14 protein-coding genes are annotated in these 23868 nt (G+C 70.7%); all 14 read left to right on the top strand.

What is annotated here, in order from left to right; all coding sequences use genetic code 11:
• The first annotated feature begins 11 nt into the window (after nt 1-11).
• The 14 genes from mreD to ACFQ6X_RS02145 all read left to right on the top strand — a co-directional run bounded on the left by mreD (nt 12) and on the right by ACFQ6X_RS02145 (nt 23839).
• A complete protein-coding gene (gene mreD, locus ACFQ6X_RS02210) occupies nt 12-674 on the top strand; it encodes a rod shape-determining protein MreD (RefSeq protein WP_329211107.1) in 663 nt (220 codons plus the stop codon).
• On the top strand, nt 671-2842 hold the full coding sequence (gene mrdA / locus ACFQ6X_RS02205; RefSeq protein ID WP_383174516.1) for a penicillin-binding protein 2: 2172 nt from the start codon (nt 671-673) through the stop codon (nt 2840-2842). Before mreD ends, mrdA begins: the two co-directional genes overlap by 4 nt.
• Entirely contained in the window at nt 2842-4032 is a 1191-nt protein-coding gene (gene rodA, locus ACFQ6X_RS02200) for a rod shape-determining protein RodA (RefSeq protein WP_383174513.1), read from the top strand. Before mrdA ends, rodA begins: the two co-directional genes overlap by 1 nt.
• A 63-nt stretch (nt 4033-4095) precedes the next feature.
• Nucleotides 4096-5628, top strand: coding sequence for a CHAD domain-containing protein (locus tag ACFQ6X_RS02195; RefSeq protein WP_383174510.1), 1533 nt, complete (start codon nt 4096-4098; stop codon nt 5626-5628).
• Between the two features lie 51 nt (nt 5629-5679).
• Complete coding sequence (locus ACFQ6X_RS02190) at nt 5680-7605, top strand: TIGR03960 family B12-binding radical SAM protein (protein ID WP_329211114.1); 1926 nt, start codon at nt 5680-5682, stop codon at nt 7603-7605.
• Between the two features lie 85 nt (nt 7606-7690).
• Entirely contained in the window at nt 7691-8845 is a 1155-nt protein-coding gene (locus ACFQ6X_RS02185) for a hypothetical protein (RefSeq protein ID WP_383174507.1), read from the top strand.
• A 121-nt stretch (nt 8846-8966) separates the two neighbouring features.
• Nucleotides 8967-9749, top strand: a complete 783-nt coding sequence (locus ACFQ6X_RS02180) for a TIGR03936 family radical SAM-associated protein (protein WP_383174504.1) — start codon at nt 8967-8969, stop codon at nt 9747-9749.
• A 230-nt stretch (nt 9750-9979) separates the two neighbouring features.
• On the top strand, nt 9980-14158 hold the full coding sequence (locus ACFQ6X_RS02175) for an Rne/Rng family ribonuclease (RefSeq protein ID WP_383174501.1): 4179 nt from the start codon (nt 9980-9982) through the stop codon (nt 14156-14158).
• A 346-nt stretch (nt 14159-14504) separates the two neighbouring features.
• Nucleotides 14505-15623, top strand: coding sequence for a DegT/DnrJ/EryC1/StrS family aminotransferase (locus ACFQ6X_RS02170; protein ID WP_383174498.1), 1119 nt, complete (start codon nt 14505-14507; stop codon nt 15621-15623).
• Nucleotides 15620-16633 (top strand): Gfo/Idh/MocA family oxidoreductase, encoded by a 1014-nt coding sequence (locus ACFQ6X_RS02165; RefSeq protein ID WP_329211123.1) that lies wholly within the window; start codon nt 15620-15622, stop codon nt 16631-16633. Before ACFQ6X_RS02170 ends, ACFQ6X_RS02165 begins: the two co-directional genes overlap by 4 nt.
• Before the next feature lie 105 nt (nt 16634-16738).
• Nucleotides 16739-19321: a glycosyltransferase family 4 protein gene (locus ACFQ6X_RS02160; protein ID WP_383174493.1), complete on the top strand. Its 2583-nt coding sequence runs from the start codon at nt 16739-16741 to the stop codon at nt 19319-19321.
• Nucleotides 19322-19344: 23 nt separating this feature from the next.
• Nucleotides 19345-20931, top strand: coding sequence for a glycosyltransferase family 4 protein (locus ACFQ6X_RS02155; RefSeq protein WP_383174490.1), 1587 nt, complete (start codon nt 19345-19347; stop codon nt 20929-20931).
• Nucleotides 20928-22559: a glycosyltransferase family 2 protein gene (locus ACFQ6X_RS02150; RefSeq protein WP_383174487.1), complete on the top strand. Its 1632-nt coding sequence runs from the start codon at nt 20928-20930 to the stop codon at nt 22557-22559. The genes ACFQ6X_RS02155 and ACFQ6X_RS02150 overlap by 4 nt, the downstream gene beginning before the upstream one ends.
• Entirely contained in the window at nt 22556-23839 is a 1284-nt protein-coding gene (locus ACFQ6X_RS02145) for a nucleotide sugar dehydrogenase (RefSeq protein ID WP_383174485.1), read from the top strand. Before ACFQ6X_RS02150 ends, ACFQ6X_RS02145 begins: the two co-directional genes overlap by 4 nt.
• Nucleotides 23840-23868: the final 29 nt, after the last annotated feature.

Below are 23868 nucleotides of genomic sequence, written 5' to 3'. Positions count from 1 at the left end.
AGCTGATCCCCATGCGCTTCAACCGGACTCTGCTCTCCGTCACCCTGGTCGTGGTCGCCCTCGTCGTCCAGGTCTCCGTACTCGCCCGCCTCCAGCTCCCCGGCGCCACCCCCGACCTGCTGCTGCTCGTCGTGCTCGGTCTCGCCTTCGTGTACGGGCACGTCAGCGGCGCGCTCATCGGCTTCGGCGCGGGCCTCCTCGCCGACCTGGCGCCGCCCGCGGACCATGCCGCGGGGCGCTACGCCCTGGTGCTCTGCGTCATCGGATACCTCGCCGGTCTGGTCCGCCCCGAGAACGGCCAGCTCAAGTCGGCCTTCGCCCCGATGGCCGTCGTCGTCGCCGCGGCGATCGGGTCGACCCTGCTGTACGCCGGTGTCGGCGCCCTCGTCGACGACACGGCGGCCCGCCATGTGGGGCTGGGCAGCCTGCTGTTCACCGCCGCCGTGTACGACCTGCTCCTCGCGCCGTTCACCGTTCCGCTGATCATGGCGCTCGCCAGACGCACCGAGAACGATCCGATCGCCGACAGTTCCGGCGGCGGCGATGTCGCCGCCGGCTGGCTGGCCTCGGGCACCGGGCTGCGGATCGGCAGCCAGCGGGGCGGACTGCGCGTCAAGGCCGCCCGTAACCGCGCCGCACGCGCAGGAAGGATCAAGGGGGTCAAGCGACTGTGAGCAACATCCCGGAGACGGGCCGGACCCAGCGGGTCCAGATCCGTCTCGTCGTCATCCAGGTCCTCGTGTTCTCCCTGCTCCTGACGCTCGGCGGCCGGCTCTGGTACCTCCAGATCCGCAACGGCCAGGAGTACACCGACGAAGCCAAGAACAACCACGTCCAGCAGGTCGTCCAGCCCGCCGTCCGCGGCGCCATCCTCGACGCCCGCGGCGTACCCCTCGCCGACAACGAGACCCGCCTCGTCGTCTCCGCCAGCCGCACCGAGCTGATGAAGATGAAGGACGACGGCGTCGGTGTCCTCACCCGGCTCGCCGGCGTCCTGGACATGAAGCCCAAGGACGTCCGGGACAAGGTCCGGCTCTGCGACGCCAAGACCCCGCAGCCCTGCTGGAACGGCTCGCCCTACCAGCCGATCCCGGTCACCGACGAGGCCACCACCCAGCAGGCCCTCACCATCCGTGAGCGTGCCGAGGACTTCCCCGGCATCACCGCCGAACCCACCGCCGTACGGCGTTACGCGGCGCCCGGCAAGGCCAACACCGCCCAGGTGCTCGGCTACCTCTCGCCCGTCACGGACGAAGAGGTCACCAAGGCCCAGGACAGCGACTCGCCCTACCTCCGCTCCGACCAGGTCGGCCGCTCCGGCCTGGAGCGCACGTACGACAAGGAGCTGCGCGGCAAGGCCGGCGTCACCCGCTACGAGGTCGACAACCTCGGCCGTGTCATCGGCCAGGCGCAGAACGACGAGGCCGAGCCCGGCGCCAGCGTCGTCACCTCCATCGACGCCCGGGTCCAGGCCGTCGCCGAGTACGAGCTCAACAAGGCGATGGAGACGGCCCGCAAGGAAATGGACCGCAACACCAACGAGCTCTACAAGGCGGACTCCGGTGCCGTCGTCGTCATGGAGGCCAAGACGGGCCGCATCGTCTCGATGGCCTCCCTGCCGACCTACGACCCCAACGCCTGGATCGGCGGCATCTCCGCCAAGGACTACGCGAAGCTCACCGGCAAGAAGTCCAACTTCCCGCTGCTGAACCGCGCCATCCAGGGAACCGCGGCCCCCGGGTCGATCTTCAAGGTCATCTCCTCGACCGCCGCGGTCAACGCCGGATACGAGTTCGACGGCAATTACCCGTGCCCGAGCTCGTACTCCATCGGCGGCCAGGTCTTCAAGAACTTCGAGTCCCAGGGCTACGGCAGCATCAGCCTCGGCCGTGCCCTGGAGGTCTCCTGCGACACCGTCTACTACGGTCTCGCGCACAGGGAGTGGCAGAAGGACGGCGGCAACAAGCCGAAGAAGAACACCAACGACTGGTTCTACAAGACCGCGCACCAGTTCGGCCTCGGCAAGGAGACCGGCATCGACCTCCCCAACGAGGTCCCCGGCCGTGTCCCCGACCGCCAGTGGAAGCAGAACTTCTACGACGCCAACAAGACCTCCTGGTGCAAGCAGGGCAAGAAGGACGGCACGTACGTCGAGAAGATCGCGTACGAAGGCTGCCTCGAGGGCTACAAGATGCGCGCCGGTGACTCCGTCAACTACTCGATCGGCCAGGGCGACACGCTCGTCACCCCGATCCAGATGGCGACCATCTACTCCGCGATCTCCAACGGCGGCACGCTCTACGACCCGACCGTCGGCAAGGCCGTCGTCAGCGGCGACGGCAAGACGGTCCAGGAGATCAAGCCCCAGGCGCACGGCAAGCTGCCCTTCAAGGGCGACACGCGCGACAAAATAGACGAAGCCCTCGCGGGAGTCGCGACCCGGGGCAGCGCCGCCTGGCGATTCGGCGGTTGGCCCCAGGACAAGATCCCGATGCACGCCAAGACGGGCACGGCCGAGGTCTACGGCAAGCAGACGACCTCCTGGTTCGCCACGTACACCAAGGAATACTCGATCGTCATGACGATCTCCCAGGGTGGTACGGGCTCCGGCGCCTCGGGCCCCGCCGTGCGCAACATCTACAACGCGCTCTACGGACTCGACTCCGCCGGGAAGCAGGACCTCAAGAAGGCTCTGCTGCCCAAGCCCCAGAAGGCCCTGCCGAAGATCCAGCCGGACGGGCAGATCGAGTCGCCGAAGATCAAGCCCTACGTCCCCGAGCCCCCTGCCGAAGAGGGCACCCAGGCACTCGCGCTCGCCGGAGTGCCGTGGAGGCGGGACTGATGGCCGGTTTCTCCGTTTCGCGCTACGCCCCCGAGCGTTCCTCCTGGGCCAAGCTCACCGCACGCGACTCCGTCGTCCGGCGGCTGGACTGGCCCCTGCTCGGGTCGGCGCTCGCCCTGTCCTTCATCGGCTCGCTCCTCGTCTGGTCGGCGACCCGCGGCCGTGACTCGCTCACCCACGGCGACCCGTACTACTTCCTGTTCCGGCACGCCCTCAACACCGGCATCGGTGTCGCCCTGATGGTCGGCACGATCTGGCTCGGCCACCGCACCCTGCGGGGAGCGGTGCCCGTCCTCTACGGGCTGTCGGTCGTGCTCGTCCTCGCCGTCCTCACCCCGCTGGGCGCCACCGTCAACGGCGCGCACGCCTGGATCCTCCTTCCCGGTGGCTTCTCCCTCCAGCCCTCCGAGTTCACCAAGATCACGATCATCCTGGGCATGGCCATGCTGCTCGCCGCCCGGGTCGACGCGGGCGACCAGCTGCACCCCGACCACCGGACCGTCGCCAAGGCCCTCGGCCTGGCGCTCGTCCCGATGGCCGTGGTCATGCTGATGCCCGACCTCGGCTCCGTCATGGTCATGGCCGTCATCGTGCTCGGCGTCCTGCTCGCCTCCGGAGCGTCCAACCGCTGGGTCTTCGGACTCCTCGGCGCGGGGACGACGGGCGCCGTCGCCATCTGGCAGCTCGGCCTGCTCGACGACTACCAGATCGCCCGCTTCGCGGCCTTCGCCAACCCGGCGCTGGACCCGGCAGGCGTCGGCTACAACACCAACCAGGCGCGCATCGCCATCGGCTCCGGCGGGCTCAGCGGCACCGGGCTCTTCAAGGGCTCCCAGACCACGGGCCAGTTCGTGCCCGAACAGCAGACCGACTTCGTCTTCACGGTGGCGGGTGAGGAGCTCGGCTTCCTCGGTGCTGGTCTGATCATCGTCCTGCTCGGCATCGTCCTGTGGCGCGCCTGCCGGATCGCCCGCGAGACGACCGAGCTCTACGGAACGATCGTCGCCGCCGGCATCATCGCCTGGTTCGCCTTCCAGTCCTTCGAGAACATCGGAATGACCCTCGGGATCATGCCGGTGGCGGGGCTCCCGCTGCCGTTCGTGTCGTACGGAGGATCATCGATGTTCGCCGTCTGGGTGGCGATCGGGCTGCTCCAGTCGATCAGGGTGCAGAGGCCGATAACGGCCTGAGCCGTTACCGGCCGCCCGCGGGGCCCCCTGCCCATCGGCGCGGAACACGTCTAGATTCGGTTCATGGCGGACTCGAAGCGTGAGATCGAGCGTAAGTACGAAGCGACGCCCGGAACCCGGCTGCCCGACCTGACCCGCGTGGCCGGGGTGTCGGCCGTCGTCCACCGGGGCCTCAGGGAACTCGACGCCGTCTACTACGACACCGAGGACCTCCGACTGGCCGCCGACTCCCTCACGCTGCGGCGCAGAACGGGCGGGGACGACGCCGGCTGGCACCTCAAGTTCCCGGTCTCCACCGGCATCCGCGACGAGATCCACGCCCCGCTCGCCGACACCCTGCCGCACAGTCTGGCCGGGCTGCTCCGCTCCCGGGTCAGGGACGCGGAAACGGTCCCCGTCGTCCGGCTGCTCTCCTCCCGGGACGTCCACCACCTGCTCGACGAGGACGGCGCCCTGCTCGCCGAGCTCAGCATCGACGCGGTCCGCGCCGAACGGCTCACCACCCAGGCGCACGGCGCCACGGCCGCCTGGACCGAGATCGAGGTCGAGCTGGCGGACGACGGCGACCCCGCCTTCCTCGACGCCGTCGAGCAGCGGCTCCACAAGGCCGGCGTACGGTCCTCCGCCTCGGCGTCGAAGCTGGCCAGGGCCCTGGCCGAGACCGCCCCGAAGAAACAGCGACGGAAGAAGAAGAGCGGCCCGGCGGCCCCGCTCACGGCGGGCGACCACGTACTCGCCTACGTACGCGACCAGGTCGAGGCCGTCATCGGGCTCGACCCCGCCGTGCGCCGCGACCTCCCCGACTCCGTGCACCGGATGAGGGTCGCCACCCGACGGCTGCGCAGCGCCTTCAAGACCTACCGCAAGGTGCTGGACCGAACCGTCACCGACCCCGTCGGCGAGGAACTGAAATGGCTCGCCGCCGAGCTCGGGATCGACCGCGACCAGGAAGTGCTCGACGAGCGGCTCGGCGCCCGGATCGCCGCACTGCCCCGCACCCTCCTCCTCGGCCCCGTCCGCGGCCGCCTGCGCCTGTGGTCCGTGGCCCGGCGGGCCGGGTCGCGGCGCCGGATCGTCTCCGTACTCGACGGCAAGCGGTATCTGGCCCTGCTGGAGACCCTCGACGCCCTCCTCGCCGACCCGCCCCTGCTGCCCGGCGCGGCACAGGAGCCGGGGGAGACCCTGCCCCGGGCCGTGCTCAAGGACTACGAGCGCCTCGCCACCCGCATCGGTCACGCCCTGGCGCTGCCCCCGGGCGAGGACCGGGACCTGGCCATGCACGAGGCCCGCAAGGCCGCGAAACGCGCGCGGTACGCGGGAGAGGCCGCCAGGCCCGCCCTGGGCAAGCCGGCGAAGAAGTTCGCCAAGCGCGTGAAGGCGGTGCAGACGGTCCTCGGGGAGCACCAGGACAGCGTGGTCGCCCGGGACGCGTTGCGCGCGCTGGCGGTCCAGGCGCACGGGGCGGGAGAGTCCGCCTTCACCTGGGGTCTGCTGTACGGGCAGGAGGAGGCCGCGGCGGCCGACCGGGAACGCGAACTGCCCGAGGTATGGGCGAAGGCATCGGATCCAGGACTGCGATCGGCGTTGAAGAGCTGAGCACCGGGTTACGCTTGATGGTCACCCCTGCCAGCTCACGAAGGTCCCCAGATGTCTGCCGAGTCGGTCTTCCCGCAGCTCGAAGCTCTGCTCCCGCATGTGCAGAAGCCCATCCAGTACGTCGGCGGTGAGCTGAACTCCACCGTCAAACCGTGGGACGAATGCGACGTCCGCTGGGCACTCATGTACCCGGACGCCTACGAGGTCGGACTGCCCAACCAGGGCGTCATGATCCTCTACGAGGTGCTGAACGAGCGCGAAGGCGTCCTCGCCGAGCGCACGTACAGCGTCTGGCCGGACCTCGAGGAGCTGATGCGCGAGCACAAGGTGCCCCAGTTCACCGTGGACAGCCACCGCCCCGTCGGCGCGTTCGACGTGTTCGGGCTGAGCTTCTCCACCGAGCTCGGCTACACCAACATGCTCACGGCCCTGGATCTCGCGGGCATCCCGCTGGAGTCCAAGGACCGCACCGTCGATCACCCGATCGTGCTGGCGGGCGGCCACGCCGCGTTCAACCCCGAGCCGATCGCGGACTTCATCGACTGCGCGGTCATCGGCGACGGTGAGCAGGCCGTCCTGGAGATCACCGAGATCATCCGCGCCTGGAAGGCCGAGGGCCGGCCCGGTGGCCGCGAAGAGGTGCTCTTCCGGCTGGCGAAGACGGGCGGGGTCTACGTCCCGGGCTTCTACGACGTCGAGTACCTCCCCGACGGCCGCATCGGCCGTGTCGTGCCCAAGAAGTCCGGCGTGCCGTGGCGGGTGTCCAAGCACACGGTCATGGACCTCGACGAGTGGCCGTACCCGAAGCAGCCCCTCGTGCCCCTCGCCGAGACCGTCCACGAGCGGATGTCCGTGGAGATCTTCCGCGGCTGCACCCGCGGTTGCCGTTTCTGCCAGGCCGGCATGATCACGCGCCCTGTCCGGGAGCGAAGCATCACCGGCATCGGCGAAATGGTCGAGAAGGGCCTCAAGGCCACCGGTTTCGAGGAGGTCGGCCTCCTCTCGCTCTCCTCCGCGGACCACACCGAGATCGGTGAGATCGCCAAGGGCCTCGCCGACCGGTACACCGAGGACAAGATCGGCCTCTCGCTGCCCTCCACCCGCGTCGACGCGTTCAACGTGGACCTGGCCAACGAGCTGACCCGCAACGGCCGCAGGTCCGGTCTCACGTTCGCCCCCGAGGGCGGCTCCGAGCGCATGCGCAAGGTCATCAACAAGATGGTCTCGGAGGAGGACCTGATCCGCACGGTCGCCACCGCGTACGGCAACGGCTGGCGCCAGGTGAAGCTGTACTTCATGTGCGGCCTGCCCACCGAGACCGACGAGGACGTCCTCCAGATCGGCGACATGGCGGTCAACGTGATCGCCAAGGGCCGCGAGGTCTCCGGCCAGAACGACATCCGCTGCACGGTCTCCATCGGCGGCTTCGTCCCCAAGCCGCACACTCCGTTCCAGTGGGCCCCGCAGCTCGGCGTCGAGGAGACCGACGCCCGGCTCGCCAAGCTCCGGGACAAGATCCGCGGCGACAAGAAGTACGGCCGGTCCATCGGCTTCCGCTACCACGACGGCAAGCCCGGCATCGTCGAGGGTCTGCTCTCCCGGGGCGACCGCCGGGTCGGAGCGGTGATCCGCGAGGTGTACGAGTCGGGCGGCCGTTTCGACGGCTGGCGCGAGCACTTCAGCTACGACCTCTGGATGCGGAGCGCCGAGAAGACGCTGCCCGCCTTCGGCGTGGACGTCGACTGGTACACCACCCGCGAGCGGACGTACGAGGAGGTCCTGCCCTGGGACCACCTGGACTCCGGCCTCGACAAGGACTGGCTCTGGGAGGACTGGCAGGACTCGCTCGACGAGACCGAGGTCGAGGACTGCCGCTGGACCCCCTGCTTCGACTGCGGGGTGTGCCCCCAGCTCGACCTGGACATCCAGATCGGTCCGACGGGCAAGAAGCTCCTGCCGCTCACCGTGGTGAAGTAGCGCCGAAGCACGCGTCCGGGTGACAGCCCGGTGAAGAAGGCCCGGCCGGGGAAACCCCTGGCCGGGCCTTCGCGTCATGTACTGCATGGACTACGACAAGCAGCCGGCGCCCGAGCGGTACGAAGGCGGGGAGGGCTGTCTGACCACCCTCATCAGGATTCCGGTACGGATCGTCGTCCTCGTTCTCGTCCTGCCCGTACGGATGATCTGGGATGTGCTCGTCGCCGGGCTGCGCGTCCTGGACCGTGTGCTGCTGCGTCCGCTGGGACGCGCCCTGGAGTGGCTGTACGACACCGTGCTCACGCCGGTCGGGCAGGCCCTCGCGTGGCTGGCCGTCGCCGTCCTCGTGTGGCCCTGGATCGGGCTGTGGCGGTATGTCCTCGTCCCCGTCGTCCGCTACGGGATCGTCGCCCCGCTGGTGTGGTTCCACGGGGCCGTCCTCACCCCGGCCGGGCACGGGCTGCGGTGGGTGTACCTCACGCTGCTCGTCCCGGCCGGCCGTGCGCTCGGCGCCGCTGTTGCCGGGCTGTTCACCGTGCTCCTGGTGTGGCCGGTGGTCGGCCTGTGGCGCTACGTCCTGAAGCCGATCGGAATCGCCGCCGACTGGCTCGTCACCCACCTGATCGTGATGCCCCTCGCCTGGACGTACCGGTACGTGCTCACCCCGGTCGGGCACGGCATCGTGTGGGTGTTCACCCAGCTGGGGCGCGGGATCGCCGCAACCGGGCGGGGCCTCGGGGCTGCCGCCGTCTGGCTGGTCATGGCGCTCCTCGTCCTCCCTCTCGCCTGGGTGCACCGGCATGTCCTGGCTCCCGTCGGCCGGGAGATCGCCGCCGCGGCCGGCGTCGCCTGGCGGATCGCCGGATACATCTCCCGGGCCGTCGGCCGCGCCCTGGCGTGGCTGGCGTGGCACATGGTCGGCGCGCCGGTGACCTGGGTCTACCGCACGGTGTGCACGCCGGTCGGACACTTCGTACGCGACGCGGTGTGGGCCCCCGTCAAACAGGGCGCCCTGGAGGCGGGACGCGCCGTCCGCAGTGCGCTGAGCGCGGCCCGCGAGAGCGTGCGCGCGGCCCGCCGCGACGCGTGGCGCGCACTGGTGGGACCGCCGCAGGTCACAGAGGTGCGGGAACTCCAGGGGTCCGCTGCGCGTACCCTGGGTAGAACAACGACTGTCCCCAGCGAGGCGCCCGCGCCCGAGATCTCCCTGCTTGCCGACAAAACCGTCGAGCGGGGGTGAGCCGGAGCGGCACCCCGGGGCACCCGTACTTCGTGGGCGGTGCGCCACCGCGTCCGCCCCGCACCGAGGAGAAGAACCACTGGGCAAGCGACAGCCCGAAGGCCCGCCGCCCGCACCGGCGGTGCAGCGCATCAGACTGCGCTACACCAAGCGGGGCCGCCTCCGGTTCACCAGCCACCGAGACTTTCAGCGCGCCTTCGAGCGGGCACTGCGCCGCTCCGAGGTGCCCATGGCCTACTCGGCGGGCTTCACCCCGCACCCGAAGGTGTCGTACGCCAACGCCGCCCCCACGGGTACGGGCAGCGAGGCCGAGTTCCTGGAGATCGCCCTCACCGAGGCGCGGGACCCCGGAACGCTCCGCGAGCTGCTCAACGCGTCGATGCCGGACGGCCTCGACATCATCGACGCGGTGGAGGCCCACACCTCGGGCCTCGCCGACCGGCTGACCGCCTCCGTGTGGGAGATGCGCCTGGACGGAGTCGACGTCGAGGACGCCAGGAAGGCCGTTGCCGCCTTCCTGGACGCCGAGACCGTCGAGGTCCAGCGCCGCGCGAAGAACGGGATGCGGACCTTCGACGCCCGTGCGGCCGTCGCCGAACTGCAGGCTCTTGATCCACAGCCTGATAGGTCCGGGGACAGGCCCTGTGCGATACTGCGGCTGGTAGTGCGGCACGTGACACCTGCCGTGCGACCCGACGACGTCCTGTCCGGTCTCCAAGTTGTGGCCGACCTGGCGCCGCCGGTCCCCGCAGCGGTGACCAGGCTGGCGCAGGGGCTCTTCGATGAGGAGTCCGGCACGGTGACCGACCCGCTCGCGCCTGACCGCGAGGCAGCCACGGCCGTTTTTGTTCCGGCCGACCGGCCCGCCGTCGCGACGGCGCCGGATGGTGCAGGTTCCGCGTAAGGCGGTCGTTGTAGCGCAGCCCTTGGACTCGGGAGCCACCTGGGTCGGGCCGCGCACCGCCCCATAAGACTTTCGCCAGGCCGTACGTACACGCGTACGGAACCGGCGAGCCAGACATCAGCTCCCGTGCGGCGCCCGCGCCCCGGACGGCGGTATCGCGCATTTCCCGCGAACCGTGCCGGACCGGAATCAGGCGCGGCGCCCGGGAGCGTGACGGGAGAACCGCCCGCATGCTTGAGCCGATCGAACCCGGTACCGCCGGGAACACAGAAGACAACACCCCCGGGGACAAGCTGCCGCCGCGCCGCAGGCGCCGCGCAGCCTCCCGCCCCGCCGGCCCGCCGTCGGGCGCACCGGGTGCGGCCGTCGCCGAGGACGCCACGCCGGCCATACCGGCCGAGGAGGCCGCGCTGACCGGGACGACCGGCACCGCGAAGGCCGAGACCGCGGAGACCGCCGAAGCGGCGCCTCCGGCACGTGCCCGCCGTCGTGCGGTGCGCAAGGCGACCGCCCCCGCGGGTGCGCCTGAGACCCCCGAGGTCGTGGAGCCCGTCGCCGCGGCACCCGCGGAGACCCCGGCCGAGACCGAAGAAGCCCCCGAGGCCGCAGAGCCGGCGCCTCCGGCACGTGCCCGCCGTCGCGCGGTGCGCAAGGCGACCGCCCCCGCTGGTGCGCCGCAGAACGCCGAAGCCGCGGCGGAGGTCGTGGCCGAGCCGGTCGCCGAGATCGCCGAGCCGGTCGCGGAAGTGGCCGAGGCGCCTGTCGCCGAGGCCCCGCGCGGCCGTCGTCGTGCCACCCGTAAGGCCACCGCTCCGGCAGGTGCCCCGCAGAACGCGGAGGCCGCCGCCGAGGAGATCGTCGTGGCCGAGCAGGCCGAGCCCGTCGCCCCCGAGGCCGCTGAGACCCCCGAACCCGTCGCCGCGCCGCGCGGCCGTACCCGGCGCCGTGCGTCGGCTCCGGCCGGTACGCCGCAGGGCACGCAGGCCACCGAGGTTCCGGCCGCGGCCGTGGCCGAGCCGGTCGCGGAAGTCGCCGAACCGGTTGCCGAGGCGCCTGTGACGGAGGCCCCGCGCGGCCGTCGTCGCGCGGTGCGCAAGGCGACCGCTCCGGCAGGCGCCCCGCAGCCGGCCGAGGAGGCTGCCGAGGAGGCCGCCGCCGAGACCGGTGAGAGCCTTCCCGCGGCTGTCGCCGAGGAGCTCGCCGCCGAGACCGAAGAGGTCGAGGAGGCCGCGCCGCGAGGCCGCCAGCGCCGCCGGGCCACCGCCGCCGCAGGCAGGCCGGAGTTCACCGGCAAGGTCGAGGAGCCGGCACGCAGGAGCCGCCGCGCCACGCGCCCCGCCGTGGCCGTCTTCCAGGCACCGGTCTTCGCCGAGCCGATGTTCCAGACCCCGGAGACCGCGGCCGCCGCAGCGGCTGCCGCCGGTTCCGGATCGCAGTACGAGGAGAACGACGAGTTCGAGGAGCCGAAGGCCCCCGAGCGCGCGTCGCGCAAGGCCGCGCAGGCCGTACAGGCCGCCGAGGCCGAGCCCGAGGCGGAGACCGCCGCACCCGCGCAGGCCGCCGAGGCCGCGCCGCAGGGCGGTTCGCGCCGTCGTCGCCGCCGTCGCGGTGAGGCAGTGGAGACCGAGCCGGCCGCGACGCCCGTCACCCTCCCGGTGGAGGAGCCCGTCGAGGACGAGCACGAGGCCGAGCCCGAGGCGGAAGCCGAGCACGAGGACGACTCGGACGAGTACGGCGACCGCCCCTCGCGCCGTCGCCGTCGTGGCGGCCGCCGTCGCCGTCGCGGTGAGACCAACGACGCGGACGACGCCGAGCAGCACGACGAGGCCTCCGAGGACGAGCAGGAGCAGGACGAGGACAACGACGAGGACCACGAGTCCTCGGCGTCCGGATCCAGCAGCAGCCGTCGCCGTCGCCGTCGTCGCCGCCGTAGCGGTGACGCCTCGGGCGAGGACGGCCCCTCGGGCCAGGACGACCCGGAGCGTACGGTCGTCAAGGTCCGCGAGCCGCGCAAGAAGGAAGCCGAGCGCGAGCCCGGCACCGGCTTCGACGAGGTCCAGTCCATCAAGGGCTCGACCCGTATGGAGGCCAAGAAGCAGCGTCGCCGCGAAGGCCGCGAGCAGGGCCGCCGCCGCGTCCCGATCATCACCGAGGCCGAGTTCCTGGCGCGCCGCGAGGCCGTCGAGCGCGTCATGGTCGTCCGCCAGAGCGGCGAGCGCACCCAGATCGGCGTCCTCGAGGACAACGTGCTCGTCGAGCACTACGTCAACAAGGAGCAGGCCACCAGCTACGTCGGCAACGTCTACCTGGGCAAGGTGCAGAACGTACTGCCGTCCATGGAGGCCGCGTTCGTCGACATCGGCAAGGGCCGCAACGCGGTGCTGTACGCCGGTGAGGTCAACTTCGAGGCGCTCGGCATGGCCCACGGGCCGCGCCGTATCGAGACCGCGCTGAAGTCCGGCCAGTCGGTCCTCGTACAGGTCACGAAGGACCCGATCGGCCACAAGGGCGCCCGCCTGACCAGCCAGGTCTCGCTGCCCGGCCGCTACCTGGTCTACGTGCCCGAGGGCTCGATGACCGGCATCAGCCGCAAGCTGCCCGACACCGAGCGGGCCCGGCTGAAGACCATCCTCAAGAAGATCGTTCCCGAGGACGCGGGCGTCATCGTGCGCACCGCCGCCGAGGGCGCGAGCGAGGACGAGCTGCGCCGCGATGTCGAGCGGCTGCAGGGCCAGTGGGAAGAGATCCAGAAGAAGTCGAAGAGCAGCGGGAGCACCAACGCCCCGACGCTTCTGTACGGCGAGCCGGACATGACCGTCCGGGTCGTCCGCGACATCTTCAACGAGGACTTCTCGAAGGTCATCGTCAGCGGTGAGGACGCCTGGGAGACCATCCACGGCTACGTCTCGCACGTGGCACCGGACCTCACGGACCGTCTGTCGCGCTGGACTTCCGAGGTCGACGTCTTCGCGACGTACCGGATCGACGAGCAGCTGATGAAGGCACTGGACCGGAAGGTCTACCTGCCCAGCGGCGGCTCGCTCGTGATCGACAAGACCGAGGCGATGGTCGTCGTCGACGTCAACACCGGCAAGTTCACCGGGCAGGGCGGAAACCTCGAGGAGACCGTCACCAAGAACAACCTGGAGGCGGCCGAGGAGATCGTGCGCCAGCTGCGGCTGCGCGACCTCGGTGGCATCGTCGTCGTCGACTTCATCGACATGGTGCTGGAGTCCAACCGGGACCTGGTGCTGCGGCGACTGCTGGAGTGCCTGGGCCGGGACCGTACGAAGCACCAGGTCGCCGAGGTCACGTCGCTGGGCCTGGTCCAGATGACGCGCAAGCGCGTGGGTCAGGGCCTGCTGGAGTCCTTCTCCGAGACCTGTGTCCACTGCAACGGACGCGGCGTGATCGTGCACATGGAGCAGCCGACGTCCGTCGGTGGCGGCGGTGGCGGCGGCAAGCGCTCGAAGAAGCGCGGACGCGGTGGCGCCGGCCAGGAGCACGACCACGACCACGACCAGCACGTCCAGGACCACGAGCACGACGAGCACGCGGTCGAGAGCGAGGACGAGGTGGCGGCCGAGGTCGCAGCCCCGATCGCGCTGCCCGAGCCGGAGTTCGTCGCGGACGAGGAGCTGTACAGCAGCCCGGCCGAGGCGGAGGCGGCAGCGACGCGCGGCCGTGGCCGTCGGCGCGCGACCCGCAAGGTGTCGGCTCCGGCCGGCACGCCGCAGGCCGCCCCCGCTCCCGTGGCCGAGCCTGCCCCGGCCGTCGAGGCGGAGCCGCAGGCCGAGCCGGTCGCCGAGACCCCGGCTGTCGTCCCGGCCCCCGAGGCCGAGCCCGCACCCGCGGGGCGTACGCGCCGCAGGGCGACCCGCAAGGCGACCTCTCCGGCCGGTACTCCCAAGTCGGCCGATGTCGCGCAGCCGGTCACGCCGGCCGAGCCCGCCGCGGAACCCGTAGCGGTCGAGGACCCGGTCGTCGAGGCCCCCGCGGCCAAGGCTCCGGCGCCTGAGGCACCGGCAGCCGGCGAGGTGTCCGCTCCGGCCGCCCCGCCGCGTGCCCGCCGCCGGGCGACCCGCAAGGTCACCGCTCCGGCAGGTTCGCCGACCGGTGCGGACGAGGCGGCGGTCGTCGTGGTCACGGGCAGCCCCGCGACCGAGTCGGCCCCGTCCGACGCCCCGGTTGCGGACGAGTCCGAGGCCCCGGCCAAGAAGGCCGTCCGCAAGGCCGCCAAGAAGGCCCCGGCCAAGAAGGCGGTCACCAAGACGGCCGCGAAGAAGACCGCTGCGAAGAAGACGACCGCGAAGAAGACGACCGCGAAGAAGGCAACGGCCAAGAAGACCGTCGCCGCCGAGCAGTCGTCGCCTTCCGTGACCGCTTCCGCACCGGCCGACGAGTCCTGACCAACGGTCGACTGAGCATTTCGTAACCGGTTGTTCATCGATCCGTGTCCCGCCCCGAAGCCTTCGGGGCGGGACACCTGCTTTGTTTCAGAACTGATGCACTAGCGGGTTAACGGGCCCGAAATCACCTGAGAAATCCCTGATAATGTGACGGCGGTCGTCGGCCTGTTCAGGTCCCTCAACGGGACTACGGTCGGTGACCGACCCGGTTCAGGACAGACTGGGCCCAGATTCCTCGGTAGGGCGTCGGCATTGTGCCGGTGGGGTTATGCGCGGCCTCGTAAGACGTCCCGCACCCCAGACCTCTGCCTGTAAAGAGCTCTTGCGGTGTTCAAGGAGGACGTCCATGACGAGCATCAACGAGCAGCCGATTCCTGCTGCCCGCCCGGTCATCGGTGAAGAAGAGATCGAGGCTGCGGTACGCGTGCTGCGCAGTGGCCGCGTCGTACAGGGGCCGGAGGTCGCGGCTTTCGAAGAGGGCTTCTCCGAGCTGGTCGACGGCCGGCACTGTGTCGCCGTCAACTCCGGTACCTCCGCGCTGCACCTTCTGCTGCTGGCCCTCGGCATCGGCCCGGGCGACGAGGTGATCGTCCCTTCCTTCTCCTTCGCGGCCTCCGCGAACGCGGTCCGTCTCGTCGGTGCCGATGTCGTCTTCGCCGACATCGAGCCCGGCAGCTACGGCCTGGACCCCGCCGCGGTCGAGGCGGCCATCACGCCGCGCACCGCCGCGATCATGCCGGTGCACCTGTACGGCCACCCGGCGGCGATGGACAAGCTCATGCCCATCGCGGCGAAGCACAAACTGGCCGTCGTCGAAGACGCGTGCCAGGCCCACGCCGCCGCCCTGAACGGCACCCCCGTCGGTGCGTTCGGCGAAGGCGGAACGTTCAGCTTCTACCCGACGAAGAACATGCACTCCCTCGAGGGCGGCATGGTCACCACGGCCGACGCCGAGCTCGCCCGCACCCTGCGCCTCCTGCGCAACCAGGGCATGGAGCAGCGGTACGCCAACGAGATCGTCGGCGCCAACGTGCGCATGACGGACGTGGCCGCAGCCGTCGGCCGCGTGCAGCTGACCAAGGTCGGCGGCTGGACCGAGCAGCGCCGCTCCAACGCCGCGTACCTCGACGCGCACATCACCGCACCGAACGTGACGACGCCGCCGGTCGCCGAGGGTGCCCGCCACGTCTACCACCAGTACACGATCCGGGTGCAGGGCGACCGCGACGCCGCGATGGCGAAGCTCACCGAGGCGGGCATCGGCAACGCCGTCTACTACCCGACCCCGATCCACCGGCTGAAGCCGTACTGGGAGCCGGACCAGAAGGCCGGCCGCACCTGGGACCTGCCGGAGACCGAGCGCGCGGCCGCCGAGGTCGTCTCGCTGCCCGTCCACCCGTCACTCAGCGAGGGTGAGCTGGAGCGCATCGCCAACGCCGTGAACGCACTGGGGGAGAGCCTGTGACCGCCGCCGTACTGAGGGCCGGGCTCATCGGCCTGGGCTCCATGGGGCGCCACCACGCCCGTGTGCTGGCCGGACTCGAAGGCGTGACCCTGGTCGGCGTCGTCGACCCGATGGGCGACAAGAACGGCTGGGCGCAGGGAGCCCCCGTCCTGTCGACCGTCGAGGAGCTCATCGCCCTCGGGGTCGACTACGCGGTCGTGGCCTGCCCGACCGCACTGCACGAGACGGTCGGCCTGCAGCTGGCCGACGCCGGTGTCTGCGCCCTGATCGAGAAGCCGCTGGCCGACACCGTCGAGGGCGCCCGCCGCCTCGTCGAGGCCTTCGAGTCGCGCAACCTGGTGGCCGGAGTCGGCCACATCGAGCGCTGCAACCCGGCCCTGCGCTCGCTGCGCAGCCGTCTGGAGGCCGGCGAGCTCGGCGACGTCTTCCAGGTCGTCACCCGCCGCCAGGGCCCGTTCCCGCACCGGATCGCGGACGTCGGCGTGGTCAAGGACCTCGCCACGCACGACATCGACCTGACGGGCTGGGTGACCGGCCAGACGTACACGTCGATCGCGGCCCACACCGTGTCGAAGTCCGGCCGCCCGCACGAGGACATGGTCTCCGCCGTGGGCCAGCTCTCCGACGGCACCATGGTCAACCACCTGGTCAACTGGCTGAGCCCCCTCAAGGAGCGCTTCACGTCGGTCACCGGCGAGCGCGGCTGCTACATCGCCGACACCCTCACCGCCGACCTCACGTTCCACTCGAACGCCGCGGTCACCACCGAGTGGGAGGCGCTGCGCGCGTTCCGCGGTGTCTCCGAGGGCGACATGATCCGTTACGCGATCCCGAAGCGCGAGCCGCTGCTTGTCGAGCACGAGCTCTTCAGGGACGCTGTGCTGGGTACGGACGCCGATATCTGCACCCTGAGGCAGGGCCTGCGTACCGTTGAGGTGGCTGCCGCGGTCCTCGAGTCGGCCGTGAGCGGCACGACCGTCCGCCTGGACACCAACAGTGCGGCGGGCTGAAGCCCCGGCAGCGGGCATATCGCTCATCTGCCCGGTCCGCTGCGCACTCCTGGGGAGTGCGCAGCGGGTACCGGCTCGTTTGTCTTCCACCGGAGGAAGTACAGAATGAAATCCCCTGCCCGCCGACCGCGGCTCGCCGTGATCGTCGCCAACGGCATCACGGGCGACTCGCGGGTCCAGAAGACGGCTGTGGCCGCCGCCCGCGACGGCTGGGACGTCACGCTGATCGGCAGGAGTGACACCAAGCGTGTCCAGCGGTCGAGGATGGGACCGATCCAGGTGGTCCGGGTCCCCGTTTCCGCGGAGTACGTACGGTCGGTGAAGGCCCGCAGAGCTCATCCGCTGCGTGGAGCCATGACCCAGTTCCGTATCCACGACCAGGCGGCTCTGAGCCACTACCGTGCCTCCTACCGGGCCTGGGTGCGCCAGACGTCGGCCGAGACGACCTGGTCGGGCGCGCCCCGGCGGGCGTCCCTGAAGGCCGTGCTGCGCGCGCGCCGCGCTGTCTACAAGCTGCGGGTACGGGCGTTCAAGTGGGAGCAGCGCCGGACGCCGAAGGATCCGGTCCGCGACTGGCGCCGGGACTGGCCGCAGCTGGTCGATCTCGACCTGGCGTTCGGTCCGGTGATCGAGGAACTCAAGCCGGACGTCATCCACGCCAACGACGCCACCATGATCGTGACGGCCGCGCGCAGTGCGGCGCGGCTCCGGGCGAGCGGTCACCGCTGTGCCTGGCTCTACGACGCGCACGAGTACATCCGCGGCGTCGAATGGCCCAACCCGCGCCAGGGCTACGCCCTTCCGGCGGCCGAGGCCGAGTACATCGGCCGCGCGGACGCGGTGGTCACCGTGTCCCCGCAGCTGGCCGAGCTGCTCAAGAACGACCACAAGCTCTCCGAGGCACCCCTCGTCGTGGGCAACTCCCCGGTCCGCGAGGTCATCGGCTCCGGCTCGGTGCGCTCGTCCGTCCGCGAGGTGTGCGGTCTGGGACCCGAGGTCCCGCTGATGGTGTACTCGGGCTGGCTCGGCCCGGAGCGCGGTGTGGACGCCGTCATCGACGGGCTTCCCGAACTGCCCGGCGTGCACCTGGCGCTCGTCTGCAGCCGTGTGACCCCGCTGCTGGAGCAGCTGCTGGCAACGGCCGAGACACTCGGTGTGCGCGACCGCATCCACCTGGTGCCCTATGTGTCGCAGCACGAGGTCGCGGACTACCTGTCCTCGGCGGATGTCGGCCTGACCCCGTTCAAGCGGGTCCCCAACTGCGAGGTCTCGCTGCCGACGAAGGTGTCCGAGTACCTTCAGGCCGGTCTTCCCCTGGTCACCAGCGACGTACGGGTGATCAAGGCGTACGTGGAGGAGAAGGGCCTCGGCGAGGTCTTCACCTGGGACGACCCGACCACCTTCGCGGCCGCCGCGTCCCGCGCGCTGAAGAGCCGCGGCGAGCTCGCCGCGCACATCACCGAGGACGTGCTCAAGGAGCTCTCCTGGGAGCAGCAGAGCGCCGGGCTGCTCGAGCTGTACCGCACCCTGTCGAAGAAGACGCCGCCGGTGCCCGTCGCCGAGGTGTCGTGGACCGTCCAGGAGACGCCGGGGGCCGCACCGCTCGGTGCGAGCAGCGGCAAGTCCGGTGTACCGGTCTGGACCCCCCTCGGCTCGACACCCGTGAAGCTGGGCATCGGACCGGCCAACTACGCCGGTCAGGGTGCCGCGTTCGCGCAGGCAGTGTCGCAGGCGAATCCGGATGTGTCCGTCGAAGTGGTCATGAACCAGCGGGCGGACACCTTCGACTACCCCGCGGACGTCTACGTCGACGCCTCCCGGCTCGGCGAGCTCGACGTCCAGCTGGAACAGGTGAAGCGGGTGGTCGGCCGCTACAGCCACCTGATCGTCGACGCCTTCATGCCGGTCTTCGGACGGCTCAACGGCGACACCGTCGCCGGCGATCTGGCCGCGCTGCGCAAGGCCCGTATCAAGGTGGCGCTGCTGTCGCACGGCAGCGACATCCGCAACCCGGCCCGGCACCTGGAGCGCCACGAGTTCTCGCTGTTCCGGGACGCCCCCGAGGGCATCGCCGAGAAGCTCCAGGCCAAGGCCGAGGCCAACCGGCGGATCGCCGACGAATGCGGCCTGCCGCTCTTCGTCACGACCCCCGACCTGCTGGACGACCTGCCGTCGGCCAAGTGGGCGCCGCTCGTCGTCGACGTCGCCTCGTGGGCGGCCGACCGTCCCGTGATGGAGCGCGAGCGGCCGATCGTGATGCACGCCCCGTCCAAGCGCTGGACGAAGGGCACGGACCGCATCATGCCCGTGCTCACCGAGCTGCACGACAAGGGCGTGATCGACTTCAGGCTCGCCGAGGACATCCCCTGGGCCGAGATGCAGGCGCTGGTCAAGGAGAGCGACCTCGTCCTGGACCAGTTCACCACCGGCAGCTACGGCACGTTCGCCGTGGAGGCGATGGCGGCCGGAAAGCCGGTCGTCGGCTACATCAGCGACGCGGTGAAGGCCACGACGAACGGGGAACTGCCGATCGTCAGCGCCACTCCTGACACCCTGCGCGAGGTGCTGGGCTCCCTGATCGAGGATCGCGAGGGAACCGCGGCCATCGGCCGCGCCTCGGTGGAATTCGCGCGTACTTACCATGACGGACGCTGGACCGCCCAGGTACTGAGCGGTTTTCTCAAGTGACGCGTTCGGGGGAAAGGTTGTTGATGGAGACGCAGGAACTCGGCACCGACAGGCCCGTCAGGGGCCGGGTCGTCATGCTGGTCGACAACAAGGTCGAAGGCGATTCGCGCGTACAGAAGGCTGCCGAGTCCATGGCCGCGGCCGGCTGGGACGTGACGCTGCTGGGCCTGGTCCGTTCGGGCAGCGGGCGCAGCTGGAAGCTGGGCGACGCCGACGTGCGGCTGCTGCCGCTGAAGACGCCCCTGGCGAAGCGGCATGCCGAGCGGCACCGCTCGCTGCTGCGTCGTCCCCTGGCGTATCCGCCCGGTCCGCTCGCCGCCTACCGCAGGCAGTGGGCGAAGGCGTGGCGCGCCGATGTGGCGACCCGCCGTGCCGCGCTCAAGGTGGCGCCGCAGGCAGTCGGCACCCCGGGCTTCCGCAGGACGGAGCAGGCCCGCCTCAAGGTGGCCGGGCCGGCGTCGAAGGTGATGCAGCGCTGGATCGAACTCCGGTCCCGCCAGTCCACCGAGGCGCAGAAGGCCGGCCGCCGGCTCCAGGGGCCGCTGGACCGGGCGTTCACCGCGGCCTGGAAGAGGGCCAAGGGGAACAGGGCCTGGCGCAGGCTCGAGCCCGCACTGTGGGACTACGAGCTCACGTACGGCAAGGAGATCGACGCCCTCAAGCCGGACCTGATCCACGCCAACGACTTCCGGATGCTCGGTGTCGGCGCCCGCGCGGCGGTCCGCGCCAGGGCCGCGGGCCGGAAGGTCAAGCTGGTCTGGGACGCGCACGAGTTCCTGCCGGGCGTCCGCCCGTGGGAGGACAACGCGCACTGGATTCCGGGCAACACGGCGCACGAGAGCGAGTTCGCCCCGTACGCGGACGCGGTGGTGACCGTCTCCGAGGGCCTCGGCGATCTGCTGCGTGAGCGCCACTCCCTGGCCGAGCAGCCGACGGTCGTCCTCAACGCGCCCGACCGGCCCCTCGAGCGGCTCGACGAGGACGACGCCGACCCGGTTCCGGATCTGCGTGAACTGTGCGGCATCGGCCCGGATGTTCCGCTGGTCGTCTACAGCGGCTCGCCCGGTCCGCAGCGTGGCCTCGGCGACCTGGTGGAGGCACTGCCGCATCTCGACGGCGTGCACATGGCGTTCGTCGTTCCCAGCCCGGCCGCCGGCTACATAAAGGGCCTCCTGGCCCGGGCCGAGGAGCTGGGGGCGGGCGACCGCCTGCACGCGGTTCCGTACGTACCGCACTGGCAGGTCGTGCAGTTCCTGTCCGCGGCGAACGCCGGCTGCATCCCGATCCACCACTGGCCGAACCACGAGATCGCTCTGATCACCAAGTTCTTCGAGTACTCGCACGCCCGGCTGCCCCTGGTCGTCAGCGATGTGAAGACCATGTCCGAGGTGACCCGTTCGACCGGTCAGGGCGAGGTCTGCACCGCTGAGGACGTTCCCGATCTGGTCCGCGCGATCAAGCAGGTGCTGGCCGATCCCGAGCGCTACCGCGCTGCTTACGACAAGCCCGGGCTGCTGGACACCTGGACCTGGGAAGCGCAGGCCGAGGTTCTCGACGGCCTGTACACCAATCTGCTCTCAGACCGCGAGAAGGCGGAAAACAGACTATGACGACGGCTCCTGACGTCAGTGTGGTTGTCGCCGTTTACAACACGATGCCCTACCTGACGGAGTGTCTGAACTCGCTCATCGGGCAGAGCATCGGCCTCGACCGGCTCGAGGTCGTCGCGGTCGACGACGGATCGACGGACGAGAGCGGCGCCGAGCTCGACCGGTTCGCCGAGCGGTACCCCGGTACGGTCAAGGTCATCCACCAGGCCAACTCGGGCGGTCCCGCCGCGCCCAGCAACAGGGCGCTGGAGGTGGCCACCGGCCGGTTCGTCTACTTCATAGGTTCCGACGACTACCTGGGCGAGGAAGCCCTGGAGCGGATGGTGGCCTACGCGGACGAGCACGAATCCGACGTGGTCGTCGGCAAGATGGTCGGAACCAACGGCCGGTACGTCCACCAGAAGCTGTACAAGAAGAACGACCCGGACGTCAGCCTGTTCCACTCCAGCCTGCCCTTCACGCTGGCGAACACCAAGCTCTTCCGCCGCGAGCTGGTCGAGAAGCACCGGCTGCGTTTCCCGGAGGACCTGCCGGTCGGCAGCGACCAGCCGTTCACCATAGAGGCGTGCTTCCGGGCCCGAAAGATCTCGGTGCTCTCGGACTACACCTTCTACTACGCGGTGAAGCGCGGTGATGCCAGCAACATCACCTACCGGGCCAATCACCTGTCCCGGCTGCGCTGCACGGCCGCGATCATGAAGCACGCGGCCTCCCTGGTCGAAGCGGGCCCCGACCGGGACGCCCTCTTCCAGCGCCACTTCACCTGGGAGCTCGCCAAGCTCGTCCAGGACGACTTCCCCGCCCTCGACGCCGAGACGCGGCGCGAGGTCTGCGAAGGAATCGCGGCGCTCGCCGACGACTACCTCACCGACGCGCTCAGGGACTCCCTGGACGTCAAGCGCCGGGTGCGGATCTGTCTCGCGCGGGCGGGTGCCGTCGACGAGCTGATCCGGGCGATCACCGAGGAGGCGGAGCAGGGCGCCCCGCCCTTCCGTATCGAGGGCGACAAGGCATTCGCCCTGTACCCCGGCTTCCGCGACGAGTCCCTCGGCTTCCCCGACCGCTACTACGAGCTGGTCGGCGAGGCCGTTCCCGGGCGGCTTGCGCAGGGGACGGAACTGCTCGCCGCCGAGTGGGACCAGGCGGGCGACGACCTGCACCTGGTCGTCTCGGCGCGGATCGGGGTCCTCGGCGACACCGGTTCGGTGACCGTGCGCCTGGCCAAGGGCGCCATGCCGAAGAGCGCGGACAAGCCCGGCGCGCGACGACTGCCGCCGGGACACGAACTGCCGGCACCGGAGGGTGAGTTCACCCTCGGTACCGCCGATGACGGGCGGGCGACGACGCTGCGGGGCCGGATCCCCGTCCACGCGGCGAAGTCGAAGCTCGGTGTCCGCGTGTACGTGGACCTGGCGGGCTCGACGTACGAGATCCCGGTGAAGACCGGTGGCAGGCCGCTGCCCCTGGCCCGCCGCTGGCGGCAGGCCGTCCCGTACAGGGTCGCGGCGAACCAGAATCCCAAGGGCCGCCTCGTGATCACCACGGCACCCCTGTGGGAGATCAAACCCGGTGCGGGCAAGCGGCTGCGCCACATGCTGTCCAGGCTGAAGAGGAAAGTAACCCGATGAACATCTGTGTAGTCGCGCTCGGCAAGATCGGCCTTCCGCTCGCCGTGCAGTTCGCCGCCAAGGGCCACAAGGTCATTGGCGCGGACGTCAACGAGAAGGTCGTCGAGCTGGTCAACGCGGCCACCGAGCCGTTCCCCGGCGAGCACGACCTGGACGTCAAGCTCAAGGAGACCGTGGGCGCCGGCCTGCTCTCCGCGACGACGGACACCACGGCCGCCGTGGCCGCGTCCGACGCCGTCGTGGTGGTCGTACCGCTCTTCGTGGACGCCGAGGGCACCCCGGACTTCGGCTGGATGGACGCCGCGACGAAGGCGATCGCCGCAGGCCTCAAGCCGGGCACCCTCGTCAGCTACGAGACCACGCTGCCGGTCGGCACCACCCGTACCCGCTGGGCACCGATGCTCGCCGAGGGCTCGGGCCTCACGCCGGGCAGGGACTTCCACCTCGTCTTCTCCCCGGAGCGGGTCCTGACCGGCCGCGTCTTCGCCGACCTCCGCCGCTACCCGAAGCTCGTGGGCGGCATCGACGAGGCTTCCGCGCAGCGCGGTGTGGAGTTCTACGAGGCCGTGCTCGACTTCGACGACCGCGAGGACCTGCCCCGTGCGAACGGTGTGTGGGACCTCGGTACGGCGGAGGCCTCCGAGCTCGCCAAGCTCGCCGAGACCACCTACCGCGATGTCAACATCGGTCTGGCCAACCAGTTCGCCCGGTTCGCCGACAAGAACGACATCGACATCAAGAAGGTCATCGAGGCCTGCAACAGCCAGCCCTACAGCCACATCCACCAGCCCGGCATCGCCGTCGGCGGGCACTGCATCCCGATCTACCCGCGGATGTACCTGTGGAACGACCCGGAGGCCACCGTCGTGCGCTCGGCCCGTGAGGCCAACGCCGCGATGCCCGAGTACGCCGTCGACCTGCTGGCCGCCGCCTACGGCGACCTGAACGGTGTCGGTGTGGTGGTGCTGGGCGCCGCCTACCGCGGTGGCGTCAAGGAAATCGCGTTCTCCGGTGTCTTCGGCGTCGTGGAGGCCCTGAAGGCGCGCGGCGCGATGCCGTTCGTCTCGGACCCGATGTACACGGCCGACGAGCTGACCGCCCACGGCCTCGTGCCGCACGAGGGCCAGGCCGTCACCGCCGCGATCCTCCAGGCCGACCACGCCGAGTACCGCGAGCTGGCCGCCGCCGACCTGCCGGACGTCCGCGTCCTGGTCGACGGCCGCCGTACGACCGACCCGGCCAACTGGGCCGGCGTCCGCCGCGTCGTCATCGGCGGCTGACCGCTTCTCCGCCACGCGATGGGCCCCAC

This window comes from Streptomyces sp. NPDC056452 (genome assembly GCF_042796085.1).
In the GTDB taxonomy this organism is placed as follows: domain Bacteria; phylum Actinomycetota; class Actinomycetes; order Streptomycetales; family Streptomycetaceae; genus Streptomyces.
Note: the sequence above shows the minus strand (reverse complement) of the source record. Positions and strands in the feature narration are given on the sequence as shown.

What these genes read in the sequence shown, in the direction of transcription:
- mreD (WP_329211107.1), top strand. Translation starts at nt 12, where the DNA reads ATGCGCTTCAACCGGACTCTGCTCTCCGTCACCCTGGTCGTGGTCGCC.
- rodA (WP_383174513.1), top strand. Translation starts at nt 2,842, where the DNA reads ATGGCCGGTTTCTCCGTTTCGCGCTACGCCCCCGAGCGTTCCTCCTGG.
- ACFQ6X_RS02195 (WP_383174510.1), top strand. Translation starts at nt 4,096, where the DNA reads ATGGCGGACTCGAAGCGTGAGATCGAGCGTAAGTACGAAGCGACGCCC.
- ACFQ6X_RS02190 (WP_329211114.1), top strand. Translation starts at nt 5,680, where the DNA reads ATGTCTGCCGAGTCGGTCTTCCCGCAGCTCGAAGCTCTGCTCCCGCAT.
- ACFQ6X_RS02185 (WP_383174507.1), top strand. Translation starts at nt 7,691, where the DNA reads ATGGACTACGACAAGCAGCCGGCGCCCGAGCGGTACGAAGGCGGGGAG.
- ACFQ6X_RS02175 (WP_383174501.1), top strand. Translation starts at nt 9,980, where the DNA reads ATGCTTGAGCCGATCGAACCCGGTACCGCCGGGAACACAGAAGACAAC.
- ACFQ6X_RS02170 (WP_383174498.1), top strand. Translation starts at nt 14,505, where the DNA reads ATGACGAGCATCAACGAGCAGCCGATTCCTGCTGCCCGCCCGGTCATC.
- ACFQ6X_RS02160 (WP_383174493.1), top strand. Translation starts at nt 16,739, where the DNA reads ATGAAATCCCCTGCCCGCCGACCGCGGCTCGCCGTGATCGTCGCCAAC.
- ACFQ6X_RS02155 (WP_383174490.1), top strand. Translation starts at nt 19,345, where the DNA reads ATGGAGACGCAGGAACTCGGCACCGACAGGCCCGTCAGGGGCCGGGTC.
- ACFQ6X_RS02150 (WP_383174487.1), top strand. Translation starts at nt 20,928, where the DNA reads ATGACGACGGCTCCTGACGTCAGTGTGGTTGTCGCCGTTTACAACACG.
- ACFQ6X_RS02145 (WP_383174485.1), top strand. Translation starts at nt 22,556, where the DNA reads ATGAACATCTGTGTAGTCGCGCTCGGCAAGATCGGCCTTCCGCTCGCC.